Source organism: Enterobacter sp. Acro-832 (assembly GCF_011752745.1).
Taxonomy (GTDB): domain Bacteria; phylum Pseudomonadota; class Gammaproteobacteria; order Enterobacterales; family Enterobacteriaceae; genus Enterobacter; species Enterobacter quasiroggenkampii.
Window position 1 is genome coordinate 945,026 of record NZ_VWWX01000001.1, and the last position, 24,170, is coordinate 969,195.

22 protein-coding genes and 1 riboswitch are annotated in these 24,170 nt (G+C 54.1%); of the genes, 13 read left to right on the forward strand and 9 right to left on the reverse strand.

What is annotated here, in order from left to right; genetic code table 11:
* Positions 1 to 82 precede the first annotated feature (82 nt).
* Positions 83 to 1,444 (forward strand): tRNA 5-hydroxyuridine modification protein YegQ, encoded by a 1,362-nt coding sequence (gene yegQ, locus F3J31_RS04365; protein ID WP_008500866.1) that lies wholly within the window; start codon positions 83 to 85, stop codon positions 1,442 to 1,444.
* 161 nt (positions 1,445 to 1,605) lie between these two features.
* On the opposite strand, the gene F3J31_RS04370 is transcribed toward yegQ, so the two are convergent.
* Positions 1,606 to 2,106: a DUF523 domain-containing protein gene (locus tag F3J31_RS04370; RefSeq protein WP_167211541.1), complete on the reverse strand. Its 501-nt coding sequence runs from the start codon at positions 2,104 to 2,106 to the stop codon at positions 1,606 to 1,608.
* A gap of 141 nt (positions 2,107 to 2,247) precedes the next feature.
* Between F3J31_RS04370 and yegS the strand changes: the two genes are divergently transcribed.
* Complete coding sequence (gene yegS / locus F3J31_RS04375) at positions 2,248 to 3,147, forward strand: lipid kinase YegS (protein WP_045908639.1); 900 nt, start codon at positions 2,248 to 2,250, stop codon at positions 3,145 to 3,147.
* 53 nt (positions 3,148 to 3,200) lie between these two features.
* Here the strand turns inward: yegS and fbaB are convergent, their stop codons facing one another.
* Positions 3,201 to 4,253 carry a class I fructose-bisphosphate aldolase gene (fbaB, locus tag F3J31_RS04380; protein ID WP_008500869.1) on the reverse strand — a complete coding sequence of 351 codons (1,053 nt, stop codon included), beginning with the start codon at positions 4,251 to 4,253 and terminating at the stop codon, positions 3,201 to 3,203.
* 250 nt (positions 4,254 to 4,503) lie between these two features.
* On the opposite strand from fbaB, the gene F3J31_RS04385 reads away from it, so the two are divergent.
* Genes F3J31_RS04385 through F3J31_RS04395 form a run of 3 tightly spaced genes read left to right on the forward strand, consistent with a single transcriptional unit; the run spans position 4,504 to position 7,732 of the window.
* Positions 4,504 to 5,781 carry a nucleoside permease gene (locus tag F3J31_RS04385; protein WP_045908640.1) on the forward strand — a complete coding sequence of 426 codons (1,278 nt, stop codon included), beginning with the start codon at positions 4,504 to 4,506 and terminating at the stop codon, positions 5,779 to 5,781.
* A complete protein-coding gene (locus tag F3J31_RS04390; protein ID WP_167211544.1) occupies positions 5,778 to 6,782 on the forward strand; it encodes an ADP-ribosylglycohydrolase family protein in 1,005 nt (334 codons plus the stop codon). The genes F3J31_RS04385 and F3J31_RS04390 overlap by 4 nt, the downstream gene beginning before the upstream one ends.
* Entirely contained in the window at positions 6,779 to 7,732 is a 954-nt protein-coding gene (locus F3J31_RS04395) for a PfkB family carbohydrate kinase (RefSeq protein WP_167211547.1), read from the forward strand. Before F3J31_RS04390 ends, F3J31_RS04395 begins: the two co-directional genes overlap by 4 nt.
* Here the strand turns inward: F3J31_RS04395 and F3J31_RS04400 are convergent.
* The 3 genes from F3J31_RS04400 to thiM are packed head-to-tail and all read right to left on the reverse strand — an operon-like array spanning position 7,706 to position 10,062.
* Positions 7,706 to 8,452 (reverse strand): GntR family transcriptional regulator, encoded by a 747-nt coding sequence (locus tag F3J31_RS04400; protein ID WP_167211550.1) that lies wholly within the window; start codon positions 8,450 to 8,452, stop codon positions 7,706 to 7,708. The genes F3J31_RS04395 and F3J31_RS04400 overlap by 27 nt on opposite strands.
* A gap of 42 nt (positions 8,453 to 8,494) precedes the next feature.
* Positions 8,495 to 9,295 (reverse strand): bifunctional hydroxymethylpyrimidine kinase/phosphomethylpyrimidine kinase, encoded by an 801-nt coding sequence (thiD, locus tag F3J31_RS04405; RefSeq protein WP_167211553.1) that lies wholly within the window; start codon positions 9,293 to 9,295, stop codon positions 8,495 to 8,497.
* Positions 9,292 to 10,062 (reverse strand): hydroxyethylthiazole kinase, encoded by a 771-nt coding sequence (gene thiM, locus F3J31_RS04410; RefSeq protein WP_069720626.1) that lies wholly within the window; start codon positions 10,060 to 10,062, stop codon positions 9,292 to 9,294. The genes thiD and thiM overlap by 4 nt, the downstream gene beginning before the upstream one ends.
* A gap of 35 nt (positions 10,063 to 10,097) precedes the next feature.
* Positions 10,098 to 10,194, reverse strand: a riboswitch (TPP riboswitch).
* 343 nt (positions 10,195 to 10,537) lie between these two features.
* On the opposite strand from thiM, the gene F3J31_RS04415 reads away from it, so the two are divergent.
* The 5 genes from F3J31_RS04415 to F3J31_RS04435 all read left to right on the forward strand — a co-directional run bounded on the left by F3J31_RS04415 (position 10,538) and on the right by F3J31_RS04435 (position 14,082).
* Positions 10,538 to 10,987: an STM2901 family protein gene (locus F3J31_RS04415; protein ID WP_072061315.1), complete on the forward strand. Its 450-nt coding sequence runs from the start codon at positions 10,538 to 10,540 to the stop codon at positions 10,985 to 10,987.
* Positions 10,981 to 11,307, forward strand: a complete 327-nt coding sequence (locus F3J31_RS04420; protein WP_048028281.1) for a DUF1493 family protein — start codon at positions 10,981 to 10,983, stop codon at positions 11,305 to 11,307. Before F3J31_RS04415 ends, F3J31_RS04420 begins: the two co-directional genes overlap by 7 nt.
* A gap of 18 nt (positions 11,308 to 11,325) precedes the next feature.
* Positions 11,326 to 11,811, forward strand: a complete 486-nt coding sequence (tssD, locus tag F3J31_RS04425) for a type VI secretion system tube protein TssD (protein ID WP_045908646.1) — start codon at positions 11,326 to 11,328, stop codon at positions 11,809 to 11,811.
* 588 nt (positions 11,812 to 12,399) lie between these two features.
* Positions 12,400 to 13,407: a YadA C-terminal domain-containing protein gene (locus F3J31_RS04430; RefSeq protein WP_167211556.1), complete on the forward strand. Its 1,008-nt coding sequence runs from the start codon at positions 12,400 to 12,402 to the stop codon at positions 13,405 to 13,407.
* A gap of 213 nt (positions 13,408 to 13,620) precedes the next feature.
* Positions 13,621 to 14,082 (forward strand): hypothetical protein, encoded by a 462-nt coding sequence (locus F3J31_RS04435; RefSeq protein ID WP_167210426.1) that lies wholly within the window; start codon positions 13,621 to 13,623, stop codon positions 14,080 to 14,082.
* 84 nt (positions 14,083 to 14,166) lie between these two features.
* On the opposite strand, the gene F3J31_RS04440 is transcribed toward F3J31_RS04435, so the two are convergent.
* Positions 14,167 to 15,600 carry a glycoside hydrolase family 32 protein gene (locus F3J31_RS04440; protein WP_167211559.1) on the reverse strand — a complete coding sequence of 478 codons (1,434 nt, stop codon included), beginning with the start codon at positions 15,598 to 15,600 and terminating at the stop codon, positions 14,167 to 14,169.
* 15 nt (positions 15,601 to 15,615) lie between these two features.
* On the reverse strand, positions 15,616 to 16,857 hold the full coding sequence (locus F3J31_RS04445) for an MFS transporter (protein ID WP_167211562.1): 1,242 nt from the start codon (positions 16,855 to 16,857) through the stop codon (positions 15,616 to 15,618).
* A 238-nt stretch (positions 16,858 to 17,095) separates the two neighbouring features.
* Here F3J31_RS04445 and F3J31_RS04450 point away from each other — a divergent pair, with 238 nt between their 5' ends.
* The 3 genes from F3J31_RS04450 to F3J31_RS04460 all read left to right on the forward strand — a co-directional run bounded on the left by F3J31_RS04450 (position 17,096) and on the right by F3J31_RS04460 (position 21,298).
* A complete protein-coding gene (locus F3J31_RS04450) occupies positions 17,096 to 18,103 on the forward strand; it encodes a LacI family DNA-binding transcriptional regulator (RefSeq protein WP_167211565.1) in 1,008 nt (335 codons plus the stop codon).
* 333 nt (positions 18,104 to 18,436) lie between these two features.
* A complete protein-coding gene (locus F3J31_RS04455; protein WP_014884533.1) occupies positions 18,437 to 19,813 on the forward strand; it encodes a diaminobutyrate--2-oxoglutarate transaminase in 1,377 nt (458 codons plus the stop codon).
* Between the two features lie 18 nt (positions 19,814 to 19,831).
* Positions 19,832 to 21,298, forward strand: a complete 1,467-nt coding sequence (locus tag F3J31_RS04460; RefSeq protein ID WP_063622081.1) for an aspartate aminotransferase family protein — start codon at positions 19,832 to 19,834, stop codon at positions 21,296 to 21,298.
* 36 nt (positions 21,299 to 21,334) lie between these two features.
* Here F3J31_RS04460 and F3J31_RS04465 read toward each other — a convergent pair whose 3' ends face one another.
* Positions 21,335 to 21,850, reverse strand: coding sequence for a protein disulfide oxidoreductase (locus tag F3J31_RS04465; protein WP_167211569.1), 516 nt, complete (start codon positions 21,848 to 21,850; stop codon positions 21,335 to 21,337).
* Between the two features lie 76 nt (positions 21,851 to 21,926).
* Entirely contained in the window at positions 21,927 to 24,107 is a 2,181-nt protein-coding gene (locus tag F3J31_RS04470) for a polysaccharide biosynthesis tyrosine autokinase (RefSeq protein WP_167211572.1), read from the reverse strand.
* Positions 24,108 to 24,170: the final 63 nt, after the last annotated feature.

Sequence of the window (24,170 nt, forward strand, 5' to 3'; positions counted from 1 at the left end):
CCCGCCCTTAAAGTGGGGGATCTCCCCTTACCGCTGCACCTGGTGCACGCGGATCTGACCTGTCATCAGAACGAGAACAAACATGTTTAAACCGGAACTCCTTTCCCCGGCGGGAACGCTGCAAAATATGCGTTACGCTTTCGCCTATGGCGCCGACGCCGTGTATGCGGGCCAGCCGCGCTACTCGCTGCGCGTACGTAATAACGAATTCAACCACGAGAACCTGCAGCTCGGCATCAACGAGGCGCACGCTCTGGGTAAAAAATTCTACGTCGTAGTCAACATCGCGCCGCACAACGCCAAGCTGAAAACATTTATCCGAGACCTGAAGCCGGTGGTGGATATGGGGCCGGACGCGCTGATCATGTCGGACCCGGGTTTAATCATGCTGGTTCGGGAGAACTTCCCGGAGATGGATATCCACCTCTCCGTACAGGCTAACGCCGTCAACTGGGCAACGGTGAAGTTCTGGAAGCAGATGGGGCTGACCCGCGTCATCCTGTCTCGCGAGCTTTCGCTGGAAGAGATCGAAGAGATCCGCACCCAGGTGCCGGATATGGAAATCGAAATCTTCGTTCACGGCGCGCTGTGCATGGCCTATTCCGGCCGCTGCCTGCTTTCTGGCTACATCAACAAACGCGACCCGAACCAGGGCACCTGCACCAACGCCTGCCGCTGGGAATATAACGTTCAGGAAGGCAAAGAGGATGACATCGGCAACATCGTCCACAAGCATGAGCCGATCCCGGTGACCAACGTTGAGCCAACGCTGGGCATCGGCGCGCCAACCGACAGCGTGTTTATGATTGAAGAAGCCAAACGTCCGGGCGAGTACATGACCGCCTTTGAAGACGAGCACGGCACCTACATCATGAACTCGAAAGATCTGCGTGCCATCGCCCACGTCGAGCGCCTGACCCAGATGGGCGTGCACTCCCTGAAGATTGAAGGTCGCACCAAATCCTATTACTACTGCGCGCGTACCGCGCAGGTGTACCGCAAAGCCATCGACGATGCGGCCGCCGGTAAACCGTTCGATACCAGCCTGCTGGAAACTCTGGAAGGCCTGGCGCATCGCGGCTATACCGAAGGCTTCCTGCGCCGTCATACCCACGACGACTACCAGAACTACGAGCACGGCTACTCCGTATCCGAGCGCCAGCAGTTTGTCGGTGACTTCACCGGCGAGCGCAAAGGCGCGCTGGCGGCCGTCGCGGTGAAAAACAAGTTCACCAAAGGCGACAGCCTGGAGCTGATGACCCCGCAGGGCAACATGAACTTCACGCTGGAGCATCTGGAAAACGGCAAAGGCGAAGCGATTGAGGTCGCGCCGGGTGACGGGCATACCGTCTGGCTGCCGGTTCCGGAAGAGGTGGAGCTGAAGTTCGCGCTGCTGATGCGTAACTTCAACGGTGAAAGCACCCGTAACCCACACGGCAAATAGTCAATCAGGGAAATTTTTTCGCGCTGGGATAATTCTTAGAATCGGATCACATACCGCTTCGTTCAATACGGGTATTATCCCCCCGCTGAAAAACATAACCCATAAATGCTAGCTGTACCAGGAACCACCTCCTTAGCCTGCGTAATCTCCCTTACGCGGGCTTATTTTTTGCCTTCTTTCTCCTCAATCCAGGCAATGAGTTCGTCGATTTGCTTCTCTGAGAACACGGCGATCCCATGCTCTGCGAGCAACGATGCCGCAACCCCCTTCCCCGCTTTATGAATTCCGCGAAACGATCCGTCATAAATAAACTCACTGCCGCACGTTGGGCTGCCATCGGTTAATAATGCAGCGCTACACCCCGACTCCTGAGCAGCGCGTAGCGCAAGCCAGGCTGCAAGCTGATATTGTGCGGTCACGTCCTGCCCGGTATTTTCAGTAATTCTGGCTTGCCCGCGCATTACGTCTTTGCCATCAGCGGACATAATCTCTGCCGGAGGACGCGGTACAGGCAGCCCGGCAGCCAGTTCAGGGCAGTGGATAACCAGACGTTGTTCCTTTTGCCAGCGAGCGAGTTGCGCGTTCATTCTCGCTTTTTCACTTCCGTTATAACGAACCCTGAAGCCCATCAGGCACGCGCTTACCAAAATTTTATTCATCATCACTTTCCTGTGATTACATTCATATCATCGCTGGAGTGTAACGCGCTTTCGGGCTTATTTTGTTCCTTTCATCCTGTTCTTACCCGCTTTTTTCCTCTCTGCTATACACTCTTACTAACGCTAAAAAAGGGAGCAGCGCGGATGGCAACCTATCCAGACAGTTTATTGATTCTCAATGGCAAAAGTGCGGGCAACGATCTCCTGCGTCAGGCAATTCAGGATTTGCGTGACGACGGCGCGCGCATCCACGTCAGGGTAACCTGGGAAAAAGGCGACGCGGCACGCTATATCAATGAAGCCCTCGGGCTTGGCGTCAACACCATCATTTCCGGCGGTGGCGATGGCACCATCAATGAGATCGCGTCAGCGCTGATCGACCTGCCCCCGGCAAACCGCCCGGTGATGGGCATTTTACCGCTCGGCACCGCCAATGATTTTGCCACCAGCGCAGGGATCCCAGAGGCGTTAGAAAAAGCGCTCCAGCTGGCGATCCTCGGTAAAGCCACCGCAGTAGATATTGCGCAGGTGAATGACAAAACCTGCTTTATCAATATGGCCACCGGCGGGTTCGGCACGCGCATCACCAGCGAAACGCCGGAAAAACTGAAGGCGGCGCTGGGCGGCGTGTCGTATCTGATCCATGGTCTGATGCGCATGGATACCCTCAAGCCTGACCGCTGCGAAATTCGCGGCGAGGATTTTCAGTGGCAGGGTGACGCGCTGGTCATTGGCATTGGCAATGGTCGACAGGCTGGCGGCGGCCAGCAGCTGTGCCCGGAGGCGCTGATCAATGACGGTCAGCTACAGCTGCGGATTTTCACGGGCGATGGCCTGCTGCCCGCGCTGTTTACCACGCTGACGCAGCCGGAAGAGAGTCCGAATATCATTGATGGGAAATCCGCATGGTTTGAGGTCAATGCCCCGCACGGGATGACGTTTAACCTCGACGGAGAGCCGCTAAGCGGAACACAGTTCCGCATTGAGGTGTTGCCCGGCGCGCTGCAGTGTCGGTTGCCGCCGGACTGTGTGCTTTTGCGCTGATGGTATTGCCGGGTGGCGGCTACGCCTTACCCGGCCAACACTTCGCCCTCAGGTCAGGCAATCGTGACTTTGCTGTCCAGATAGACGTCCTGCACCGCATTGATCAGCTTCACGCCATCGGCCATCGATTTCTTAAACGCCTTACGACCCAGGATCAGCCCCATGCCGCCCGCGCGTTTGTTAATAACCGCCGTACGCACCGCGTCTGACAGGTCAGTATCGCCGCCCGCCGCGCCGCCGGAGTTAATCAGCCCTGCACGGCCCATATAGCAGTTCGCCAGCTGGTAGCGCACCAGGTCGATCGGGTTATCGCTGGTCAGCTTGCTGTAAACGCGGTCATCGGTGTAACCAAAGTTCACCGCTTTATAGCCGCCGTTATTCTCGGCCATTTTCTGCTTCACGATGTCTGCGCCAATGGTCGCCGCCAGATGGTTCGCCTGGCCGGTCAGGTCGGCCGAAACGTGGTAATCCACGCCGTCTTTTTTGAACGCCGAGTTACGCAGGTACGCCCACAGCACGGTTACCATACCCAGCTCGTGCGCGCGCTCAAACGCCGCAGAGATCTCTTCAATCTGACGACGGGACTGTTCAGAGCCAAAGTAAATCGTCGCCCCAACGGCAACCGCCCCCATATTGAACGCCTGCTCGACGCTGGCGTAGAGCGTCTGGTCATATTCGGTGGGGTAGCTCAGGGTTTCATTGTGGTTCAGCTTCACGAGGAACGGAATGCGGTGGGCATAGCGACGCGAGACGGAGGCCAGCACGCCGTAGGTGGAGGCCACGCAGTTACAGCCCGCTTCAATCGCCAGCTCAACAATGTTCTTCGGATCGAAATAGAGCGGATTCGCCGCGAAAGAGGCGCCCGCCGAGTGCTCAACGCCCTGGTCTACCGGCAGAATGGAGAGATATCCGGTGCCACCGAGCCGCCCGGTGTTGTAGAGCGTCTGCATATTTCGCAGAACCGCAGGCGGACGGTTGTTATCGACCATCACGCGGTCGACGTAGTCATGACCCGGCAGATAGAGCTGGTCGGCTGGAATGGTCATACAACGATGCTGTAAAAGGCTGTCGGCGTCTTTGCCAAGCAACTGCGCAATATCAGTCATGTGATACTCCCGTAAGTCCGACGTCGTGTCGGTGTGTGTTTATCCAGTCCCATTATTTATGGGCAGACTAAGCCTGGTACCGACTTAACAGATTTTCCACCTTTTGCATTTTTTTTCAGCACAATCTGCTGGCTCGATTCGTGTACAACAAAACTGTTACATTGATCAAACAATCGCCACAAAGGTATTTAAAAGGTATTATAGAATGGTATGTTAAAGGCGTACCCTCTCTGACATGCAGGATTAAAAAATGAAAACGAAAGTCCAACTGTCATTCATGATGTTTGTTGAATGGTTTATCTGGGGCGCGTGGTTTGTGCCGCTGTGGCTGTGGCTGAGCAAAAGCGGTTTTACCGCCGGGGAAATCGGCTGGTCTTATGCCTGTACCGCCATTGCCGCTATCCTCTCCCCAATTCTGGTCGGATCGCTGACGGACCGCTTCTTCGCCGCGCAGAAAGTACTGGCGGTGCTGATGTTTGCCGGCGCGATTCTGATGTACTTCGCCGCACAGCAAACCCAGTTCAGCACCTTCTTCCCGCTGCTGCTGGTTTACTCCCTGACCTATATGCCCACCATCGCGCTGACCAACAGTATTGCCTTCGCGAACGTGGATGACGTCGAGGCCGATTTCCCGCGTATCCGCGTGATGGGCACTATCGGCTGGATCGCCTCCGGGCTGGCGTGCGGCTTCCTGCCGCAGATGCTGGGCTATAGCGATATTTCCGATACCAATATTCCCCTGCTGATGACGGCAGCCAGCTCCGCCCTGCTCGGCGTGTTTGCCCTCTTCCTGCCGAACACACCGCCGAAAAGTACCGGCAAGCTGGACTTCAAAGTGATGCTGGGGCTGGACGCGCTGATCCTGCTGCGCGACAAAAACTTCCTCGTGTTCTTCTTCTGCTCGTTTCTGTTCGCCATGCCACTGGCCTTCTATTACATCTTCGCCAACGGCTATCTCACCGAAGTGGGAATGAAAAACGCCACCGGCTGGATGACGCTCGGTCAGTTCTCTGAAATCTTCTTTATGCTGGCGCTGCCGTTCTTTACCAAACGCTTTGGTATTAAGAAGGTCTTACTGCTGGGTCTGATCACGGCCGCCATCCGCTACGGGTTCTTTGTTTACGGCGGTGCGGAACAGTACTTCACCTACGCCCTGCTGTTCCTCGGCATTCTGCTGCACGGCGTGAGCTACGACTTCTACTACGTCACCGCGTACATCTACGTGGATAAAAAAGCGCCGGTGCACATGCGTACCGCCGCGCAAGGCCTGATTACGCTGTGCTGCCAGGGCTTTGGTAGCCTGCTGGGTTACCGCCTGGGCGGCGTGATGATGGAGAAAATGTTCGCATATAAAGAGCCGGTGAATGGGCTGACCTTCAACTGGGCCGGAATGTGGGCATTTGGCGCAATCATGATTGCCGTGATTGCGGTGCTGTTTATGCTGTTTTTCCGCGAATCGGACAAAGAGATCACTGCTATTGAGGTGGTTGATGGCGATACCGCGCTGACACAAGGGGAAGTTAAATGAAACAAGAACGTGTTCTCGGTGCCCTTTACGGGCAGGCGTTAGGGGATGCGATGGGCATGCCGTCGGAGCTGTGGCCGAGAAAGCGCGTCAAGGCGCACTTCGGCTGGATCGACCGCTTTTTACCCGGCCCGGCAGAAAATAATGCGGCCTGCTATTTCGGGCAGGCAGAGTTCACCGACGATACCTCAATGGCGCTGTGCCTCGCCGATGCGATCATTGAGTGCGACGGGGAGATTAACGCGGATGTTATCGGCAAGCATATCCTGAACTGGGCGCTCGATTTCGACGCGTTCAACAAGAATGTGCTCGGCCCGACCTCAAAAATCGCGCTTAATGCGATTCGTGACGGGAGGCCGGTGAGCGAACTGGAAAACAACGGCGTGACGAACGGGGCGGCGATGCGCGCCTCCCCGCTGGGCTGCCTGCTCCCGGCGACGCGGCTGGAACACTTTGTTGAACAGGTGGCGCTGGCCTCCAGCCCGACCCATAAATCGGACCTCGCCATTGCCGGCGCGGTGGTGATTGCCTGGGCGGTTTCCCGCGCCATCGACGGCGAAAGCTGGCAGAACATCGTTGATGCCCTGCCGGGGATCGCCCGCTATGCGCAGGAGATGAAAACCACCACCTTCAGCGCGTCGCTGGCGGCGCGTATTGAGCTGGCACTTAAGACCGTGCGGGAAGCCAATGGCATTGACTCTGCCAGCGAGCAGGTTTATCAGCTGATTGGCGCGGGAACCAGCACCATCGAGTCCGTTCCGGCGGCCATTGCGATGGTGGAACTGGCGGGAACCGACCCGAACCGCTGCGCCATTTTATGTGCCAATCTGGGCGGTGATACGGACACCATTGGCGCCATGGCGACGGCCATCTGCGGTGCGCTCCACGGTGTGCAGGCGATTGACCCGGCGCTCAAAGCCGAACTCGATGCCGTCAACCAGCTCAACTTCGGCCATTATTGCGAGAAACTGCTGCACTTCAGGGAGCAAAGGGAGGGCGTATGAATGCATTTGCCCAACGTCTCGAAAATCTGCACGCCACGCGCCCGGTGACGGTGCTGGGCGCAGCGGTGATTGACGTCATCGCCGACGCCTACGCCCTGCCCTGGCGCGGGTGCGATATCGAACTTAAGCAGCAGGGCGTGAATATTGGCGGCTGCGCGCTGAATATCGCCATTGCCCTGAAGCGGCTCGGCATTACGGCGCAAAACGCTCTGCCCGTCGGGCACGGCGTGTGGGCGGATATTATCCGCAACGCCATGGCGAAGCAGGATCTGCACAGCGCCGTGGAGGCCGATACGGGCGATAACGGCTGGTGCCTGGCGCTGGTTGAGCCTGACGGCGAACGCACCTTTATGTCCTTTAGCGGCGTGGAGAACCAGTGGCAGCAGCGCTGGCTGGATGCGCTTCACGTCCCGCAAAACAGCCTGGTGTATTTGTCCGGCTATCAGTTGGCCTCGCCGTGCGGTGAACTGCTGACACGCTGGCTGGAGGGGTTGCAGGAGGTGACGGCATTCATCGATTTCGGCCCCCGTATTGCGGATATCCCCGACGCGCTGATGGCACGAATTATGGCCTGCAGGCCAATCGTGTCCCTTAATCGTCAGGAAGCGGAGATCGCAGCCGGGCGGCTGGATGTCGTGGCTGAAAACCTGGGTGCAGAGTGGCAGCAGCGTTTCGGGGCCGCCCTGATTGTGCGCCACGATAAAGACGGAGCGGCCTGGTATGACGCCGGGAGTTCGGGCGTTGTTCCGGCGTTCCCGGCGACGGTCGTGGACACCATTGGCGCAGGCGACAGCCACGCGGGCGGCACGCTTGCCGGACTGGCGGGAGGATGGTCGCTGGCGGACGCGGTTCTGCTAGGGAATGCCGTGGCGTCCCGGGTGGTCAGCCAACGCGGTGGCGATTGCGCCCCGACGCGCGAGGAATTACTCCTCGCACACAAAGACGTATAGGTCGCTGCGACAGTAGCTGATGCTGTACTCAATCGGCCGGTGCTGCTGGTCAAGCGCGACCTGCTTGATCACCAGCACCGGTATTTTTTCATTCATCTTAATGTGCGCCTGAAACTCGCTGTCCGGCATGCGGGCGCTCACCCTTGAGCGGGTGCGCTGCGGGAAGATATTCTGGCTGCGGAAGTAGTCGTAGAGCGAAATGCCAATCGCATCCGGGTCGGGAATTAACCCGACCGGGACCCAGGACTCTTCAATCGACACCGCATCGTCATCCACATAGCGAATGCGCTTGAGCAAAAAGACCTCGCTGTCCGGGGAGATCGACAGGTGGTTCGCTACCTCTTCCGGGCATTTCACCACCCGCTTGTTAACCCAGAGCGTATTTGGCGTTTGGCCGCGCAGCACTACCTGCTGTGAGAAGCCGCGCGCCTCTTTCAGCGAATATTCGAAGATATTGTTGATTTGCGTCCCGTAGCCACGAGCGCGCGTCACCACACCCTCTTCCTCCAGCGCCTGCATCGCTTTACGCACGGTAATGCGCGACACCCCGGTCAACTGGCTCAGATCGCGCTCGCCGGGCAAAATATTCCCGTGCTCCAGCACCCCGCTGCGTACCGCATTTTTTACCGTTTCGGCAAACTTCAGGTACAGCGGCGTGTTATCGGGCGCGGCGATCCGTTCATTCAGTTGAGCGATTAACCGGGTATGCGCTTGTTCCATCTTTGTTTTCTCAGGCGTGGTGTTTCCTGCCAGTATACTGGCTTACCACCATGCATGAAAATGATGAACCGGCCCAATACCGTGACCGACTTCCAGAGTATCGGCTTTTGCCAGCGCCGCCGAGAGCCAGGCTTTCGCTCCGCGCACCGTATCGGCCCAGCCTTCATGCCGGGGACGCAGCGCCGCCAGCGCGGCCGAGAGCGTACAGCCCGTGCCGTGGGTATTTTTGGTCTGCACGCGCGGCGCGGTAAAGCGCACTTCGCCGTCGCGGGTGAAGAGCCAGTCCGGGCTTTCCGCGTCATCCAGATGCCCGCCCTTCATCAGCACCGCCCCGCAGCCCATCGCCAGCAGCGCGTTCCCCTGCGCTTTCATCTCGCGTTCCGTTTGCGCGTGCGATGTGCCCAACAGCGCGGCGGCTTCCGGCAGATTGGGCGTGATGAGCGCCACCTGTGGCAGCAGCTTTTTGCGCAGCGTTTCCACGGCAGAGGCGGAGAGCAGCGGATCGCCGCTTTTCGCCAGCATCACAGTATCCAGCACCACGTTTTGCACCTGATAGCGTTTAAGCCGCTCGGCCACCGCTTCAACGATATCCGTTTCGGCCAGCATGCCGATTTTGGTGGTATCGATGCGCACGTCGCTGAACACTGAATCCAGCTGCGCGGCAACAAAATCCGGCTCAATCCGGTAGACTGACTGTACGCCGCGCGTGTTTTGCGCCACCAGCGCGGTAATGACCGAGCAGCCGTACGCGCCAAGGGCCGAGAAGGTTTTCAGGTCTGCCTGGATACCCGCGCCGCCGCTGGGATCGGTGCCGGCAATGGTCAGGGCGTTAATCCGCTTCATGCCTGCTCCTCCAGCGTGTAGAGCGCATCCAGGAACGCGCTGGCAAAACTCCCTGGGCCACGCGACTGCGCAACGGCGACCGTTCCGGCTCGTTTCATCCATCCGCAGGCGGCAGCGATGTTATCCAGCCGGTCACCCGGCAGCGAGCAGCTCGCCGCCACAACGGCAGAAAGCGCGCACCCGGTGCCCACCACGCGCGTCATCAGCGGGTCACCGCCGGTAACCGTTCGGGTACGTTGCCCGTCCGTGATGTAGTCCACCTCGCCGGTGACCACCACAATCGTATTGATCTGCCGGGCCAGCGCCTGGGCTGCAGGCACAGCGCTGGCGGCGGTATCGGTCGTATCGACGCCGCGCCCGCCGGCGCTCATCCCGGCAAGAGCAAGGATTTCGGAGGCATTGCCGCGAATGGCCGCCGGTTTCAGGGCAAGAATTTGATGGCAAAAGCGGGTGCGGAACGCCAGGGCGCCCACGGCAACAGGGTCCAGCGTCCAGGGCTTGCCTGCCGCCACCGCGCTTTCAATTGCCCGACGCATCGACTGGGCGCGCGGCGCGGTCAGCGTGCCAACGTTAACCAGCAGCGCATCGGCTATCGCGGCAAACTGCTCGGCCTCTTCGGCCTCGATCACCATCGCCGGGGATGCGCCAAGCGCCAGCAAAACGTTGGCCGTAAAGGTCTGTACGACGTCATTGGTCATACAATGGGTCAGCGGAGAACGGGTGCGGAAGTGATGTAAAACGTGTAAATCGAGCAGGTCAGGCTGCATGGGTTCGCTCCTGCCTTGCGTGAAGAAGCGATGACCGGGAAGGCATCTGACTTCCCTACGCTGGCATTATCCAGATCAGGTAATACGGGTATTTCTCAGCCTTCACAAAGAAGGGCACCCCGAGTCATTTGGTAAGCATTAGCTTACTTTTTGCCAGATTAGGGGAAGTTGCTGGCTCAAGCAAGCCCACTCTTTCGGATAATGATTCTTCACGCAAGGCAGGAGCGAAAGACTTCGAATGCTCAGAAAGAACAATGACATTCTATTACTCACTGTCTTTTTAGTTAAACAACTAAAAGTCCTTCACAGAAAAGAAAATAATTAACATTGTAAGAGATGGTATTGAGCAGTAGCTAATGAATTATTTAGCCAACAGCACTTTGATTTTAAGTGCTTTTTCATAAAAACAGCTTCCCCTTTGTACTTGCACGCAGTACGATTAATAAACATGTTGCCTGAAACTAAAGGGTTACTGATGGATACAGTAGAAGAATTAAATGGAACATATTTCTATCGTGGCGTATGCAATATCACTGCAGGAGAGTTATTTTTTTGGATTTTACTGGATAGAGTTAATGATCAATTTGGCGGAATTAAAGATGTTATTTCAATGAGCTGTATTATTCTGGGTCTGCCATTATTAAAAACAAGAGGTAAACCTTACGGAACCACAGCGGGTACGTCAATAGCATCAAAATACCTTCGCCAACTTCTTAACACTGAATTACCTGTAAGACTTCCAACTCTTACAGAAGCGAGCATAACAACACTTAAGCCTAAATATGTTACTAACCTGGGCGCTTTTGTGGGGCGTGGATTACCTGTTGTCGGTTGGGCTATAGTAGCGAGCGATATTAGTCAAATCGTTTATAAAACCGTTCGTGACTACAACACCATCGCACACGAGAAAGATCGCATATGGTAACAGATCAGGAAGTTTTAGAGCTATTCCGTAAAGAGTTACCTGTGTCAGGTACATTCACAGGAAAGCTGATACCGTTAGAGCTTGATGATATTCTTCAAGATTATGCAGACGATGATGATTTAATTTATTGCATTAATAAATACGACAGTTTTTTTAAAATTGACATGTCAGCAATGAATTATCAGAAATATTATCCGTGGTTTAGAACGTGGTTCTTTAGAAGATGGTTTACTGATAAACCAGTAAAGCAAATCTCAAAACCTCTTACTGTAAGGATGTTTGCAGAATCGGCTAAAGCAGGAAGATGGTTATACGACTAACAGCAAGGAGCGTTAAAAATGGCTGTACCAGTACATTTGATTTTAAAAGATGATGGTGGATCTCAGATCATGGGATCTTGTGACGTTCATGGACGTGATGGAAGCATAGAACTACGTAGCTTACAGCATAGCGTGATCATTCCTACAGACAATTTAACAGGTAAAGTGACAGGAAGCCGACAACATTGCTCATTCAACTTCACTAAAGAGATTGACAGTTCATCACCCTATCTGTTTAAAGCTGTTGCAACGGGGCAGACTCTTAAAAGCGCTGAGTTTAATTTCTATCGTATCAACTACAGCGGGCAAGAGGAAATTTACTACACCATTACATTAGAACGTGTGAAAGTAGTTAGCTTTAGCCCTGTGATGCACGATACCCGAACGGCTACGGGTACAGGCCATATGGAAGATATTTCTTTAGCCTACGAGAAAATCACTCACCTTTATAAAGATGGCAATATCTTGCACTCCGATGCGTGGAACGAAAAGAAACAAGCATAGCAAAAAAAGCTTTAAACATGGGGCTACCCTGCCCCTCCTTCAGACTCTCCATTTTGTATAACAATTCTGTTACTAAGTCATATAAATTTATATCCAGATACATTTCGCTTGAGTTTTCAACAACAATATTTTTAGCAAAAAACTGCAGGATTACTGTTAGGCTCAGCATTGCTTTCATTCAAAACATAAGAAGGATTCAATAATAAAACAGAGAGAGAGATCCATTAACTGACATTAACTATTCCGCCTATTTTTCATCTTTCCTCGCCAAGAAACTTAAAAAATATTAATGAGTTTTTATTTCATACACATCATAAAATCAAACCAACTAAAAACTTATATCATTGATATTTAAAAGGTAATATCTTTTCTATTACAACGAACTAAATTAGCTATTAATGCGATTTATGATTTAGATCAATAATCATAATTACACATTCATAGATAGTTGCTGCACGTTACGAAATAAGTTATCAAACTAAAATTTTCTACGTTAATCGTGAATTAATACAGATATAACAAGACGTTGTATCTTCCCGCCAGGATAGCGCCCTAATTTTTTCTTGTATTGATGATGAGAGCTTTAATATGAAATGTTTAAATACATCAGCTACCGCTGTTTTTGTATTTGGTATTGTGTTTTCTGGTGCAACATTCGCGGCAACGATCAGCACTGATGATGTTGTAGATTCTTTGGGCTGGACTCAAACCCAAATCAATCAACAAAATGCAGATCGTGAAGAGGCAAATCGTGTTGATATTGGTACAAATCGCACTGATATTATCAACATGCGAGATGAAAATTTATTGCGTGATGATGCAATTAAAAGCGCAACTGATAAAGCTGACGCAGCTTTACAAGGCGTTATGACTAACGGACAAGCAATCATTGATACAAACACGAGAGTAGATAAAGCTGAATCTGATGCTGTGCTTGCTGGTGCAAAAGCTGATACAGCGCTTACTGATGCTACTGGCGCTAAAGCCGCTGCTGATCATGCCGAAATCACCGCCATTAATGCGAACAACAAAGCAGATGCTAATACACAAGCGCTGGCAAGTAAGGTAGATAAAAGCATTTTCAACGCCGATCAGGATAGACAAGATCAAGCACTTCAGGATGCCTATGACAAAGCGACTCAGGCATTTAATACGGGCGCTTATGCGCAATCTTTAGCTGTAGATGCACAAACGGTAGCCGCAGCGAATAAAGCTGCTGTTGCTAACGTTCAGTCACGCCAGCAAACGCAGGAAGCGACGATTCAGAATCACAGCGCACAATTAGCGAATCATGAATCACGTATTACTGTGTTAGAGAGTCAAAATAACGTTAAGTTCTCTTCTCTGGAGAATCAGCAGAATGAGGATCGCAAGGAATATCGTGCTGGTATCGCTGGCGCTGCTTCTCTTGCTGGTTTGCATTACGTTGATACAGATAACGCGGTTGCTGTCGGAGCTGCCAACTTCAAAGATGCGCAAGGTTATGCGATCGGCTACCGTCATAAGTTCGCTGAGAATGTAGCCGCTACCCTCTCTACATCAGGTACATCTAACGGTGATGAAATTGTTGCGGCGTCCGCATCTTACGGATGGTGATGCTAGAGTATTAAAATAAAATGCCAGTAAGCTAAAAAACTCGCCCATGCGTTTTAATCAGCTGGCTATAACTCAATACATTGCTGCTCGCAAAGAAAATGACAAAGTACATTTTTATCTCCGCTGTTTTGTATCTCACTTTTATTTTATTAGGGATATGGATCGGCTTGATGTTAGGCACGTATATTTATAATTGTAATTACTGAGGCAATAATGAAAAAGTTAATGATGGTAGCGGCTATATTATCTCTTGCTGCGTGTTCCTCACCCGCTCAACGGATGGCTGATTGTCAAAACAAAGGAGTGAGTAAAGATGCTTGTTATATTGCAGAGCAAAACCGCACTACAGCCATTAACGCTGCTGCTGAAAAACAGGCTTTGGAGAATGCTGCTCAACTTGCACAGTCAGCGCACAGGCACCTTCCTGAAGGCTGCACTCAGGTGATGGATGCTGCGGGTCGTTGTGACAGCAAGCCGGCCAAAGCAAGCGGTGATTTAAAAAAGTTCTCAGGTGAAGCGGATCGCGTTATGAATAAGCCAATCTCTGAAGCTGCTGAATATCTGCTTTCGAAAGGCTGGAAGCCAAATAAGGGGGCATGGCACAAGGGTAGCTATATAATGCAGCTGGTTGTCGAAAAAGAGAGAGTTGTAAACGCACAATTATCAAAAATGTGATCTTAGCATTACGCTCCCACCTCATAAAATTTACATAGCCCCATTTGTATGGGGCTTTATTTTAGCTCGTGACTAAATACACATTTACTCTAACTGCCACGCCCCACCATGAATAAGCGACGCTCCCCCCGCCCAGGCAAATAACGCCAGCTCGCGGCAGCCGGTATCCGGATAGATACGGCTGCTGAGGCACGCTTCCCCCTCGTTAACAAACACCTCCACGGAAGAGCAGTCAAAGAACAGGCGTAGGCTGAGCGCGTCGTTCAGGTTAAGCGCGATGCTTCGGGTACCGCACAAGCCATACTGTGGATAGTGTCGCTCCAGCACCAGGCGCTGCATCTGGGCATCAACATAGAGGCGCAGTCCGTCGCCGAGACGAATGCCGTATTGCTCCGCGCTGCTGTTCGTGCAATCCCAATGCACAATGACCTCCATCGCATCGCAGTGTTCCACCAGCGTCATCTGCTGGTTATTAAGCGTACTTATCGGCCAGGGGAACCACGCCCCGCGCAGGGTTTCAACTTCTCTGGCCGGCCGCATTTGCAGATGGTTATTTGCACTCAGCGTCAGCTCGCGCGGTAAAGAAAGCATACCCGCCCAGCCATCCTCCTGTTCCGGCAGCGGAGATTCCCACATGTCCAGCCAGCCGATGACGATGCGTCGGCCATCCGGCGTCAGGAAACTTTGCGGCGCATAGAAATCATGCCCGTAATCCATCTCCACAAATTCACCTTCACGCACAAAGGGCTTACCAGGCTGCCATTCACCTACCAGATAGCCGCTCTGGAAAAGGTTGCGATGTTTAAATCCGTCTGCGGTGAGTCCCTGAGGCGAAAACATCAGCACGCGTTTCCCACCGAGAGTGAAGAAGTCCGGGCATTCCCACATATAACCCATCTCTTTTTCAGCCACCGCGAGCACGCCCCTGTCCTGCCATTCGCGCAGATCGGCAGATCGGTACGCACGCACCTGGCCCGTATCACCCTCCCGCGCGCCAACGACCATGTACCACCACTCCCCTTCACGCCATACTTTCGGATCGCGGAAGTGATGCAGTCCAGGCGGTGTGTCAATGACGGTCCCATGCCGCACAAAGTGGATGCCGTCACGGCTGGTTGCCAGGCACTGAACCTGGTAGAGATTAGCCTCATCGCCGGGATCGCCGTGGAATTTGTGGCCGGTGTAGATCAGCGCCAGCGTGTCGCCATCCACCACGGCTGAGCCAGAAAAACAGCCGTCCTTGTCGTCTGGTCCTTCCGGTGCCAGCGCAACCGGGAGGTGCTCCCAGTGAACTAAATCTTTGCTGCGCGCATGGCCCCAGTGCATCGGACCCCATTGGGTCGAATACGGATGGTGCTGATAAAAGGCGTGATACCAGCCGTCAAACCAGACCAGGCCATTCGGGTCGTTCATCCAGCCAGCACGCGCAGCGAGGTGATAACGGGGATACCAGCGCAGGTTGAGCCCTTCGCGTCTGGACTGCAGTTCCTGTTCTGCTTTCGTAATGGAATACGTCATTTCTCTACTCTTTGATCAGATGGTGGAAGGTTGCGGCATGAGCGGGTCAGAAGAGGACTTACCCGAGCGCAACAGGAAGATGGAGATAAACGTGGTGCTGAAGACCAGTAACCCCATGATGAGATAGGACTGGGCAAAGCCGTATTTCTCATAGCTGTAACCTGCCAGCGGCGACAGCACCGAGGCAATCACCGAGCTTGTACAGGCAAAGCCCACCAGATAGAGGGTGGAAGAGAGTCGCTTATCAAAATGCAGGCTGTTGTATTTAAAGATGGAGACCAGCAAAACGGGCAGCTCAACCGCGTGCAATAGCTTGGTAATGGAGATAAATACCGGCCCCTCAACCAGACCCGATGCCACCATACGCATCGCCATCACCATTCCGGCGAAAATCAGGCCGTTTTTCGCCCCGAGGCGATTCACCAGCCACGGGGCGCAAAACATGCCCGCCGCCTCCAGGAAGACCTGGAAGGAGTTGAGATAGCCATACATGGCGTTTCCTTCCTGCAGCGTCGGGAACTGTGAGGAGAAATAGACCGGGAACTGCTGGTCGTAGACGCCATAAATACAGGTGCCGATAACAAAAAATACCAGCGCCCAGAAGCGCGGCAGCGTCAGCAGGCGCAATGCATCCTCCAGCGTGACCTTACCGCCGGATACCGCCTCCTGCATGGCATGCGGCGCGGAAGAGACCCGGAGGCGTGCCAGCAACACAAAAAACACCAGCCCGGCGCAGCTCGCCACCGCGAAGTTCAGCTTCGGATTAATGTTGAACAGGAGTCCTGCAAAAAAGGTTGCCACTGCCCAGCCCAGCGATCCCCACATCCTCGCCTTGCCAAACTCAAACTGGCTCTGGCGGGCCACGCGCTCGGTATAGGACTCCAGGACCCCTATTCCGCCGTTAAACGTCAGCCCGATATAAACCCCGCCGAAAATACTGCCGAGTAACACGTTAATTTGCAGCAGATAACCAAACAGCAGGAAGGCCGGACCGGAAAGAATGAGCAGACTGGTCAGAAACCAGAGCAGGTTTTTTCGCAGGCCGAGCTTGTCCTGAATGAAGCCGTAGCAGATTTGCGCGCACAGCGCGGAGACGGACAGCACGGCATAGATGACGCCCGTATCCCCTGCCTTTAACCCCACCTCCTGATGGAGCCAGATAGAGAGCAACGAACCGGAAGATGACCATGTGACAAAAAAGAAAAAGAGTAGTGCACTTAATAAAGGGTAGCTGTGAGAGTGATGCGTTTTCATCATGACATTCTCATGTTGGAGTAATGACGCAATGGTAACGTTAACATTTATCCTTTCTCATGCTGTTTGGTAAAAATTTAAGATGTTAATCACGAAAGTTAACGTTAACATTAAGAGAGTGAGATCGCGATCAAATATTCATCACTGAGGTAAGCCTGACCTGGCCTGTGCATCAGCCTTCCTTTTACATCAGCGACTTAGTTGTATACCCTTTCACACAGAGCATTAACGGAGTAAGAAAATGGCTTCCCTGAAGGACGTCGCAAAGCTGGCTAACGTATCGCTGATGACGGTCTCCCGTGCGCTGAACAGCCCGGAGCGCCTTAAGCCGGAAACGCTGGCGCGCGTTCAGCTGGCTATCGAGCAAACCAGCTACGTGCCCGATCTTTCCGCCAAGAAAATTCGCGGCGCGCATGCCTCGCCTAAAACCATAGGCGTACTGGCGCTCGATACGGTGACGACGCCTTTCTCGGTGGAGATCACGCTGTCGATTGAAGAGACGGCCAGAATGCACGGCTGGAACAGCTTCGTGATGAATATGTTTACCGATGACAACCCGGACGCCATTGTCGACCTTCTCCTTTCTCATCGGCCTGACGGAATTATCTACACCACCATGGGGTTACGTCAGGTTCCTCTCCCGGCCAAATTACTCACCCTTCCCTGCGTGCTGGCCAACTGCGAAAGTGACGGCGAAAAGGTCGCCAGCTATATTCCCGATGATGAACAGGGGCAATATACCGCCGTGCGGGCGTTACTCGCGGAGGGTTATCGACGCCCTCTCTGCCTGCATTTGCCTGAGGGGCATCTGGCCACAACCCGGCGTCGTCAGGGGCTGGAACGTGCATGCCGTGAAGCGGGGCTCGATCCGGACGGCCTGGCGCACAGCTATATGGCACTCGGCGATGAGCACTATCGCGACATTCCGTCAGTATTGCTGGCGCACATGCAGAATGGCACTCCCCGGTTCGACGCGGTGATCTGCGGCAACGATCGTATCGCGTTTATGGTCTATCAGACGCTACTGGGGCAAGGGCTTCGCATACCGGAAGATGTCGCCGTTATCGGCTATGACAATATGGTGGGCATTGGGGAGTTGTTCCTGCCGCCTCTCTCGACGGTTCAACTGCCGCACTATGAAATTGGTCGCCTGAGCGCCCTGCATATTATTAACGGTGAAGAACATCAGGAAACCACGCGCGTAGAAAGTCCTTTTTTACCGCGTGATTCCGTTGCGCATGCAACGTAACCGCCGTTTTTTGCCCAGGACGCAGAAACAGGAAGCGTCACCCTCCTTTTATGCCGTTCGATGGCACGATTTGTCACACTCTTTTCTGTGACTTTACACACCAGGTAAACGGCCCGTAACGCGCTGTTTTTATTTGGCATAAAATGCAATTTTCATTTTAAAAATGGGGATATTTCCTCGTTACAGCCCCGTGTCACAAAACAGTAAACAAATTAACCATTGAGCCCCGTGGCAAAAGGCTCTATATTGGCGGCGTTTTTTTCAGGCCCCCATCTGTTTTTTAACTTTTTATTCAATCGTGGCTCATAACGAAGCGGCGGTTGTAGGAGTGATATGATGACGGATAAAGTCCGTATTGACACCGTAGATGCCCACAAAAGCAACGAAACCTATCTGGCCCGTCAGGCCGAGTTTGAATCTAACGTCAGGAGTTATCCGCGCAAACTGCCTTTAGCCATCACTAAAGCAGAAGGCGTGTGGATCACCGATGCAGATAATAAAGAATACCTTGACTGTTTAGCAGGCGCAGGGACCCTTGCGCTTGGCCATAACCATCCTGATGTGCTGAAAAGCATCCAAAATGTCATTACCAGCGGCTTGCCGTTACATACTCTGGATCTGACGACGCCTCTGAAAGACGCGTTTTCCGAATACCTGCTCTCTCTGCTGCCTGGTCAGGGCAAAGAGTACTGCCTGCAGTTCACCGGTCCATCCGGTGCTGACGCCGTTGAAGCGGCGCTGAAGCTGGCGAAAAAAGTGACCGGCCGTAGCGGTATCATCAGCTTCTCTGGTGGTTACCACGGCATGACCCACGGCGCACTGTCCGTGACCGGCAACCTGTCTCCGAAAGAAGCGGTTGACGGTATGATGCCAGAAGTCCAGTTCATGCCTTACCCGCACGAATACCGCTGCCCGCTGGGTATCGGTGGTGAAGCGGGCGTGAAAGCGCTGACGTACTACTTCGATAACCTGATCAACGACGTTGAAAGTGGCGTGCGTAAGCCTGCTGCGGTGATCCTGGAAGCGGTTCAGGGCGAAGGCGGCGTGAACCCGGCTCCGGCTGAGTGGCTGCAGCGCATCCGTAAAGTCACTCAGGAACACGGCATTCTGCTGATCCTCGACGAAGTTCAGGCTGGCTTTGCCCGTACCGGTAAATTCTTCGCCTTCGAACACGCAGGCATTGAGCCAGACATCATCGTGATGTCTAAAGCAGTGGGTGGCGGTCTGCCGCTGGCCGTGCTCGGTATCAAAAAACAGTTCGATGCGTGGGCGCCAGGTCACCATACCGGTACCTTCCGCGGCAACCAGCTGGCGATGGCCACCGGTCTGACGACGCTGAAAATCCTGAAAGATCAGAACATCGCAGGCAAAGTGGCTGCACAGGGCGAATGGCTGAAAGGCCAGCTGAAAGAGATGGCGAAACGTTATCCGGTCATCGGCCACGTGCGCGGTCTGGGCATGATGATCGGTATTGAGATCGTTAAGCCACACGAAGCCGCTGACCACATGGGCTGCTTCCCGGGCGACGGCGAGCTGTCTGCACTGATTCAGAAGAAGTGCTTCGAAGCCGGTCTGATTCTGGAGCGCGGTGGTCGTAACGGTATCGTTCTGCGTCTGCTGCCTTCACTGCTGATCAGCGATGAAGAGCTGAAGATCTTCCTGGATAAATTCGAGCAGGCACTGCTTGCTGCGGGCGTTCGCCCGGCGTAACCGGAGTTGTTGATTACGATGTCTGATTCAAACCCAATTTTGTTCTCCTCTGCGCAGAGCATTGAAGCTTACCAGCAGGCGATTGAACAAAGCACTCAGGCTGTGATGCAGTGGCTGAAACAGCCTGAGATGTACCAGGGCAAAACGGTCGCGGAACTGCGCGACCGTATTAAGCTGGATTTCAACCCGAAAGGGCTGGGCAACGAAGCGGCGATTGAACGTGCCGTCGAGTTCTTCCTGAAAGACAGCCTGTCCGTTCATCACCCGCAGTGTGTGGCGCACCTGCACTGCCCAAGCCTGGTCGTAAGCCAGGCGGCGGAAGTGCTGATCAACGCCACTAACCAGAGTATGGACTCCTGGGATCAAAGCCCGTCCGCAACCATCATTGAGATCAAACTGATCGAGTGGCTGCGTACCCGCGTGGGTTATCAGGCTGGCGACGCCGGTGTCTTCACCAGCGGCGGAACCCAGAGCAACCTGATGGGCCTGATGCTGGCGCGCGATGCGTTCTTTGCGCGTCAGGGTCACTCCGTTCAGCAGGACGGCCTGGTGGGCGATCTGCGTAAGATCCGCGTACTGTGCTCCGAAAACGCGCACTTCTCCGTGCAGAAAAACATGGCGCTGATGGGCCTGGGCTACCAGTCCGTGGTGCAGGTGAAAACGGACGAATTCTCCCGCATGGATCTGACCGATCTGGCGGCGAAAATTGAGCAGTGCAATGCGAACGGCGAGCAGATTCTGGCGATCGTCGCGACGGCAGGTACCACCGATGCCGGTGCTATCGACCCGCTGCGTGCGATTGCAGAGCTGGCGGCGAAGCAGAACATCTGGGTACACGTTGATGCAGCCTGGGGCGGCGCGCTGCTGATGTCTGAGCAGTATCGTCACTACCTGGACGGCATTGAGCTGGTGGATTCCGTAACCCTGGACTTCCACAAGCAGTTCTTCCAGACCATCAGCTGCGGCGCGTTCCTGCTGAAAGAAGCGCGCCACTATGAGCTGATGCGCTACCAGGCGGCTTACCTGAACTCTGAGTTCGACGAAGAAGCAGGCGTGCCTAACCTGGTCTCCAAATCTCTGCAGACCACCCGTCGTTTCGACGCGCTGAAGCTGTGGATGAGCCTGGAAGCGCTGGGTCAGGAGCAATACGCGGCGATCATCGATCACGGCGTGACCCTGGCACAGCAGGTTGCGGCCTACGTGAAATCGCAGCCTGCGCTGGAACTGGTTATGCAGCCGCAGCTGGCAAGCGTGCTGTTCCGCTTCCGCGGACAAGTGCAGACGGATGACGCGGGCATCGCCCTGCTGAACCAGAAAATTGGTGACGCACTGCTGGAATCCGGCCGTGCAAACGTCGGTGTGACCGAGCATAACGGCGTGACCTGCCTGAAGCTGACGCTGCTGAACCCAACCGTGACGCTGGAAGATATTAAAATCCTGCTGTCTCTGGTTGAGCGTACCGCGCAGGAAGTTCTGGCTAAGTAATACAAAACCCCTCTTCCGCCGGGAGAGGGGTTATTTTTATACGCCTGCCCACCACATCCTTAATTTTAATCCCCAGTAGCTCGTCCAGCCCGTTGTGGTACTGACCACGTTTCCCTTCGACACAACCACCAGCGTTGGCGTGACGCTCACCTGCCACTGCTGCGACAAAGCACCGTTTGCATCGTTAATGACCGGCATTTTCAGCTGTTTCTTATCAACCCAGCGCTTAAGCTTTGCGTTGTCACCGGAACGCATGGCGATACTCACCACGTTCCCGCCCTCTTCTGCCAGTTGATTAACCGCAGGCGTCGTGTAGCGGCAAATGCTGCACCAGGTCGCCCAGACGTAGATCAGCAGCGGACGATCCTGGCTGAGCGCCGCAATATCGTGAACGTTGCCGTCAATACTCGTCATCGGCGTGGCACTAAAACTGGCGGGGAGTGTCGGTTTTCGGTATTGATCCACACCCCACACCACGGCCAGCGTCAGCAGAACGAGTATTATCCCTTCCCGCGCCCAGCGGCGTAGTCGATTGATTTTGCGGTTATCCATTGTGACCTCATGTTTTAATGGAGGTCATCTTAACGGGCCGCGCGCCGCCGCGCTGTAAAGAAGTGTCGCGCCAGGGTTACTCCTGGCTATAACCGTAGTCGTAATAGCTGTACCCCGAGTTGTAATAGAGCGCGGCAGATTTCACTATATCATTGAGGATCGTGCCACTTACCTGCACGCCCATCCGTTCCATACGCTTAAGGCTGGTCTCAATCTCTTTAACGCTGGTTTTACCAAAGCGGGCGACCAGCAGCGTGGTGGCGGCTGCTCTGGCTATCAGCAAAGCATCCGTGACGGCAAGCACAGGCGGAGTGTCGATAATCACCATGTCATATCGCTTTTCAATCTGCGACATTATCCCCTGAAGGGATTCACTCATGAGCAGATCGACGGGATGGGCAGGTTGAGGTCCGCAGGTCAGTACATCAAAACCGCCTTTTTCGAAGCGTTGAACCGCCTCCTGCCACTCGACCGTTCCGTCGAGCACGCTGGACAACCCCCACTGATTATTCAGCCTGAACACGTTGTGGACATAACCCTTGCGCATATCCGCATCAATAAACAGCACCCGCTGTCCGGCCTGCGCCAGAATCGACGCCAGCGAAGAACTGACCAGCGTCTTTCCGCAGTCCTGCGTGGGGCCAGACACCACGACAATCCGGTTTGTGGCATCCATCATGGTAAAGTGCAAACTGGTGCGCAGCCCGCGTATCGCCTCGACAAACGAATCAGCCGGACGATCGATGGGCAGAAAAGGCACGTTGGCTATCTTGTGCTTCCAGTGAGAAGTAAACAGGTTTCTCCTGCGCAGGTGCGTTTTTTTCCATAACCATGCCGAGCGCGGAAGCGTCACCAGCAGCGGCATTCCGAGCTCATCCAGTTGTTCTGACGACGTAATGCCCCGCTTAAAGGCTGAACGCACTAAAACCGTTCCGGCAGAAAGTATCAACCCCATCAGCATACCAAACACGATAATGAGTGCTTTGCGCGGTTCAACCGGAGCAGGCTGCGTCATGGCCGGGTCAATGATCCGCACGTTCCCGATCGCGCTGGAGCGCGAGATGCTCAGTTCTTGCTGACGCGTCAGCAACTGCATGTATACGGTACGCCCGGATTCAACGTCACGACTCAAACGTAATATTTCCTGCTGCGTGGAAGGCATGGATGACACGCGGCTATTCAGGCGTGCGCGCTCCCGTTCAAGGGTTTGTTTCTTCTCCCGTAAAGCACGGTAGGTCGGATGATCTTTTTTGAACAGCTGAGAGACTTCTGCTTCGCGAAATATAAGCTCGTTAAGCTGATTTTCCACGTTAACCACCTGATCAAGCACCGATTTTGCCTCAAGAGATAAATCGACCGAATCGCGCTGCTCTCGGTAAGCATTCAGTCGTGCCTCGGCTTCATTCAGTTCGAGACTGATTTTAGGTAACTGATCCTGTAAGAATGCGAGGCTGCGGGAATCTTTAGCCTCCTGGCGCGCAATGTTCTGGCTGAGAAAATGTTCAGCAATCGAATTAAGTATCGTGGCGGTCTTGTCGGGATCGTCGCCCGTTAGCGTTAAGGCGATCATATCGCTCTGTTTCGCCGACTCGGCAATCGTAAGTCTGCTCTGAAGGGCGTTGATCGCGTCAAGCCTGGTCACGGTGTTGAGGGTAAATTGCGTTCCCGGTACCGCACTGAGGGATGACACCAGAAGCGATACGCCCTCTTTAACCAGCGCTTTCCCGACAACGCCCTCTGCTTCAAGCGTTTTCCCCTCAAGACGATATCGCCCCTGCTCCTGAACGGTGAGTAAAAGCGTTTGCGGCTCACCTTCCACAAGGGGAATATTCAGCGAGCCAATCGTGATTTCCGCCGGTTTGCGGCCCTGCACGTGCTGCCAGAGCGCCCCGATAACGGGGAACATGCGCTGGCTAACCTCGTAGGTCAACCCTAATTGATCAACGGTCTCGCCGAGGACCATCCGTGACTTGAGGAGTAAAAGTTCTGGGGCGACATCGGGTGAAAGATCGGGCCTGAACGACGTCAGGTTCTTGAGCAGCGCGTTGCCCTGCTTCGCTTCGACCTGCACCAGGGCATCAGCCTGATAAACTGGCGTGGCGCTGAATGCGTAGATCCCCGCACACACCGTAAACAGAAGTGTCACACACGCGATCGTTACCCGATGATCGAACATCTCAGCAAGCAGCTGAATAAGATCCATTTCGTTATTCTGCGGCGTCGCAGCACGATATTTGTCTGATTGAGAAGACGACATTACGGCTTCATTCCTTGTTAACTTAAACGGCAGGCCCATTCCTGACGGGCTTTTCCTGATTGC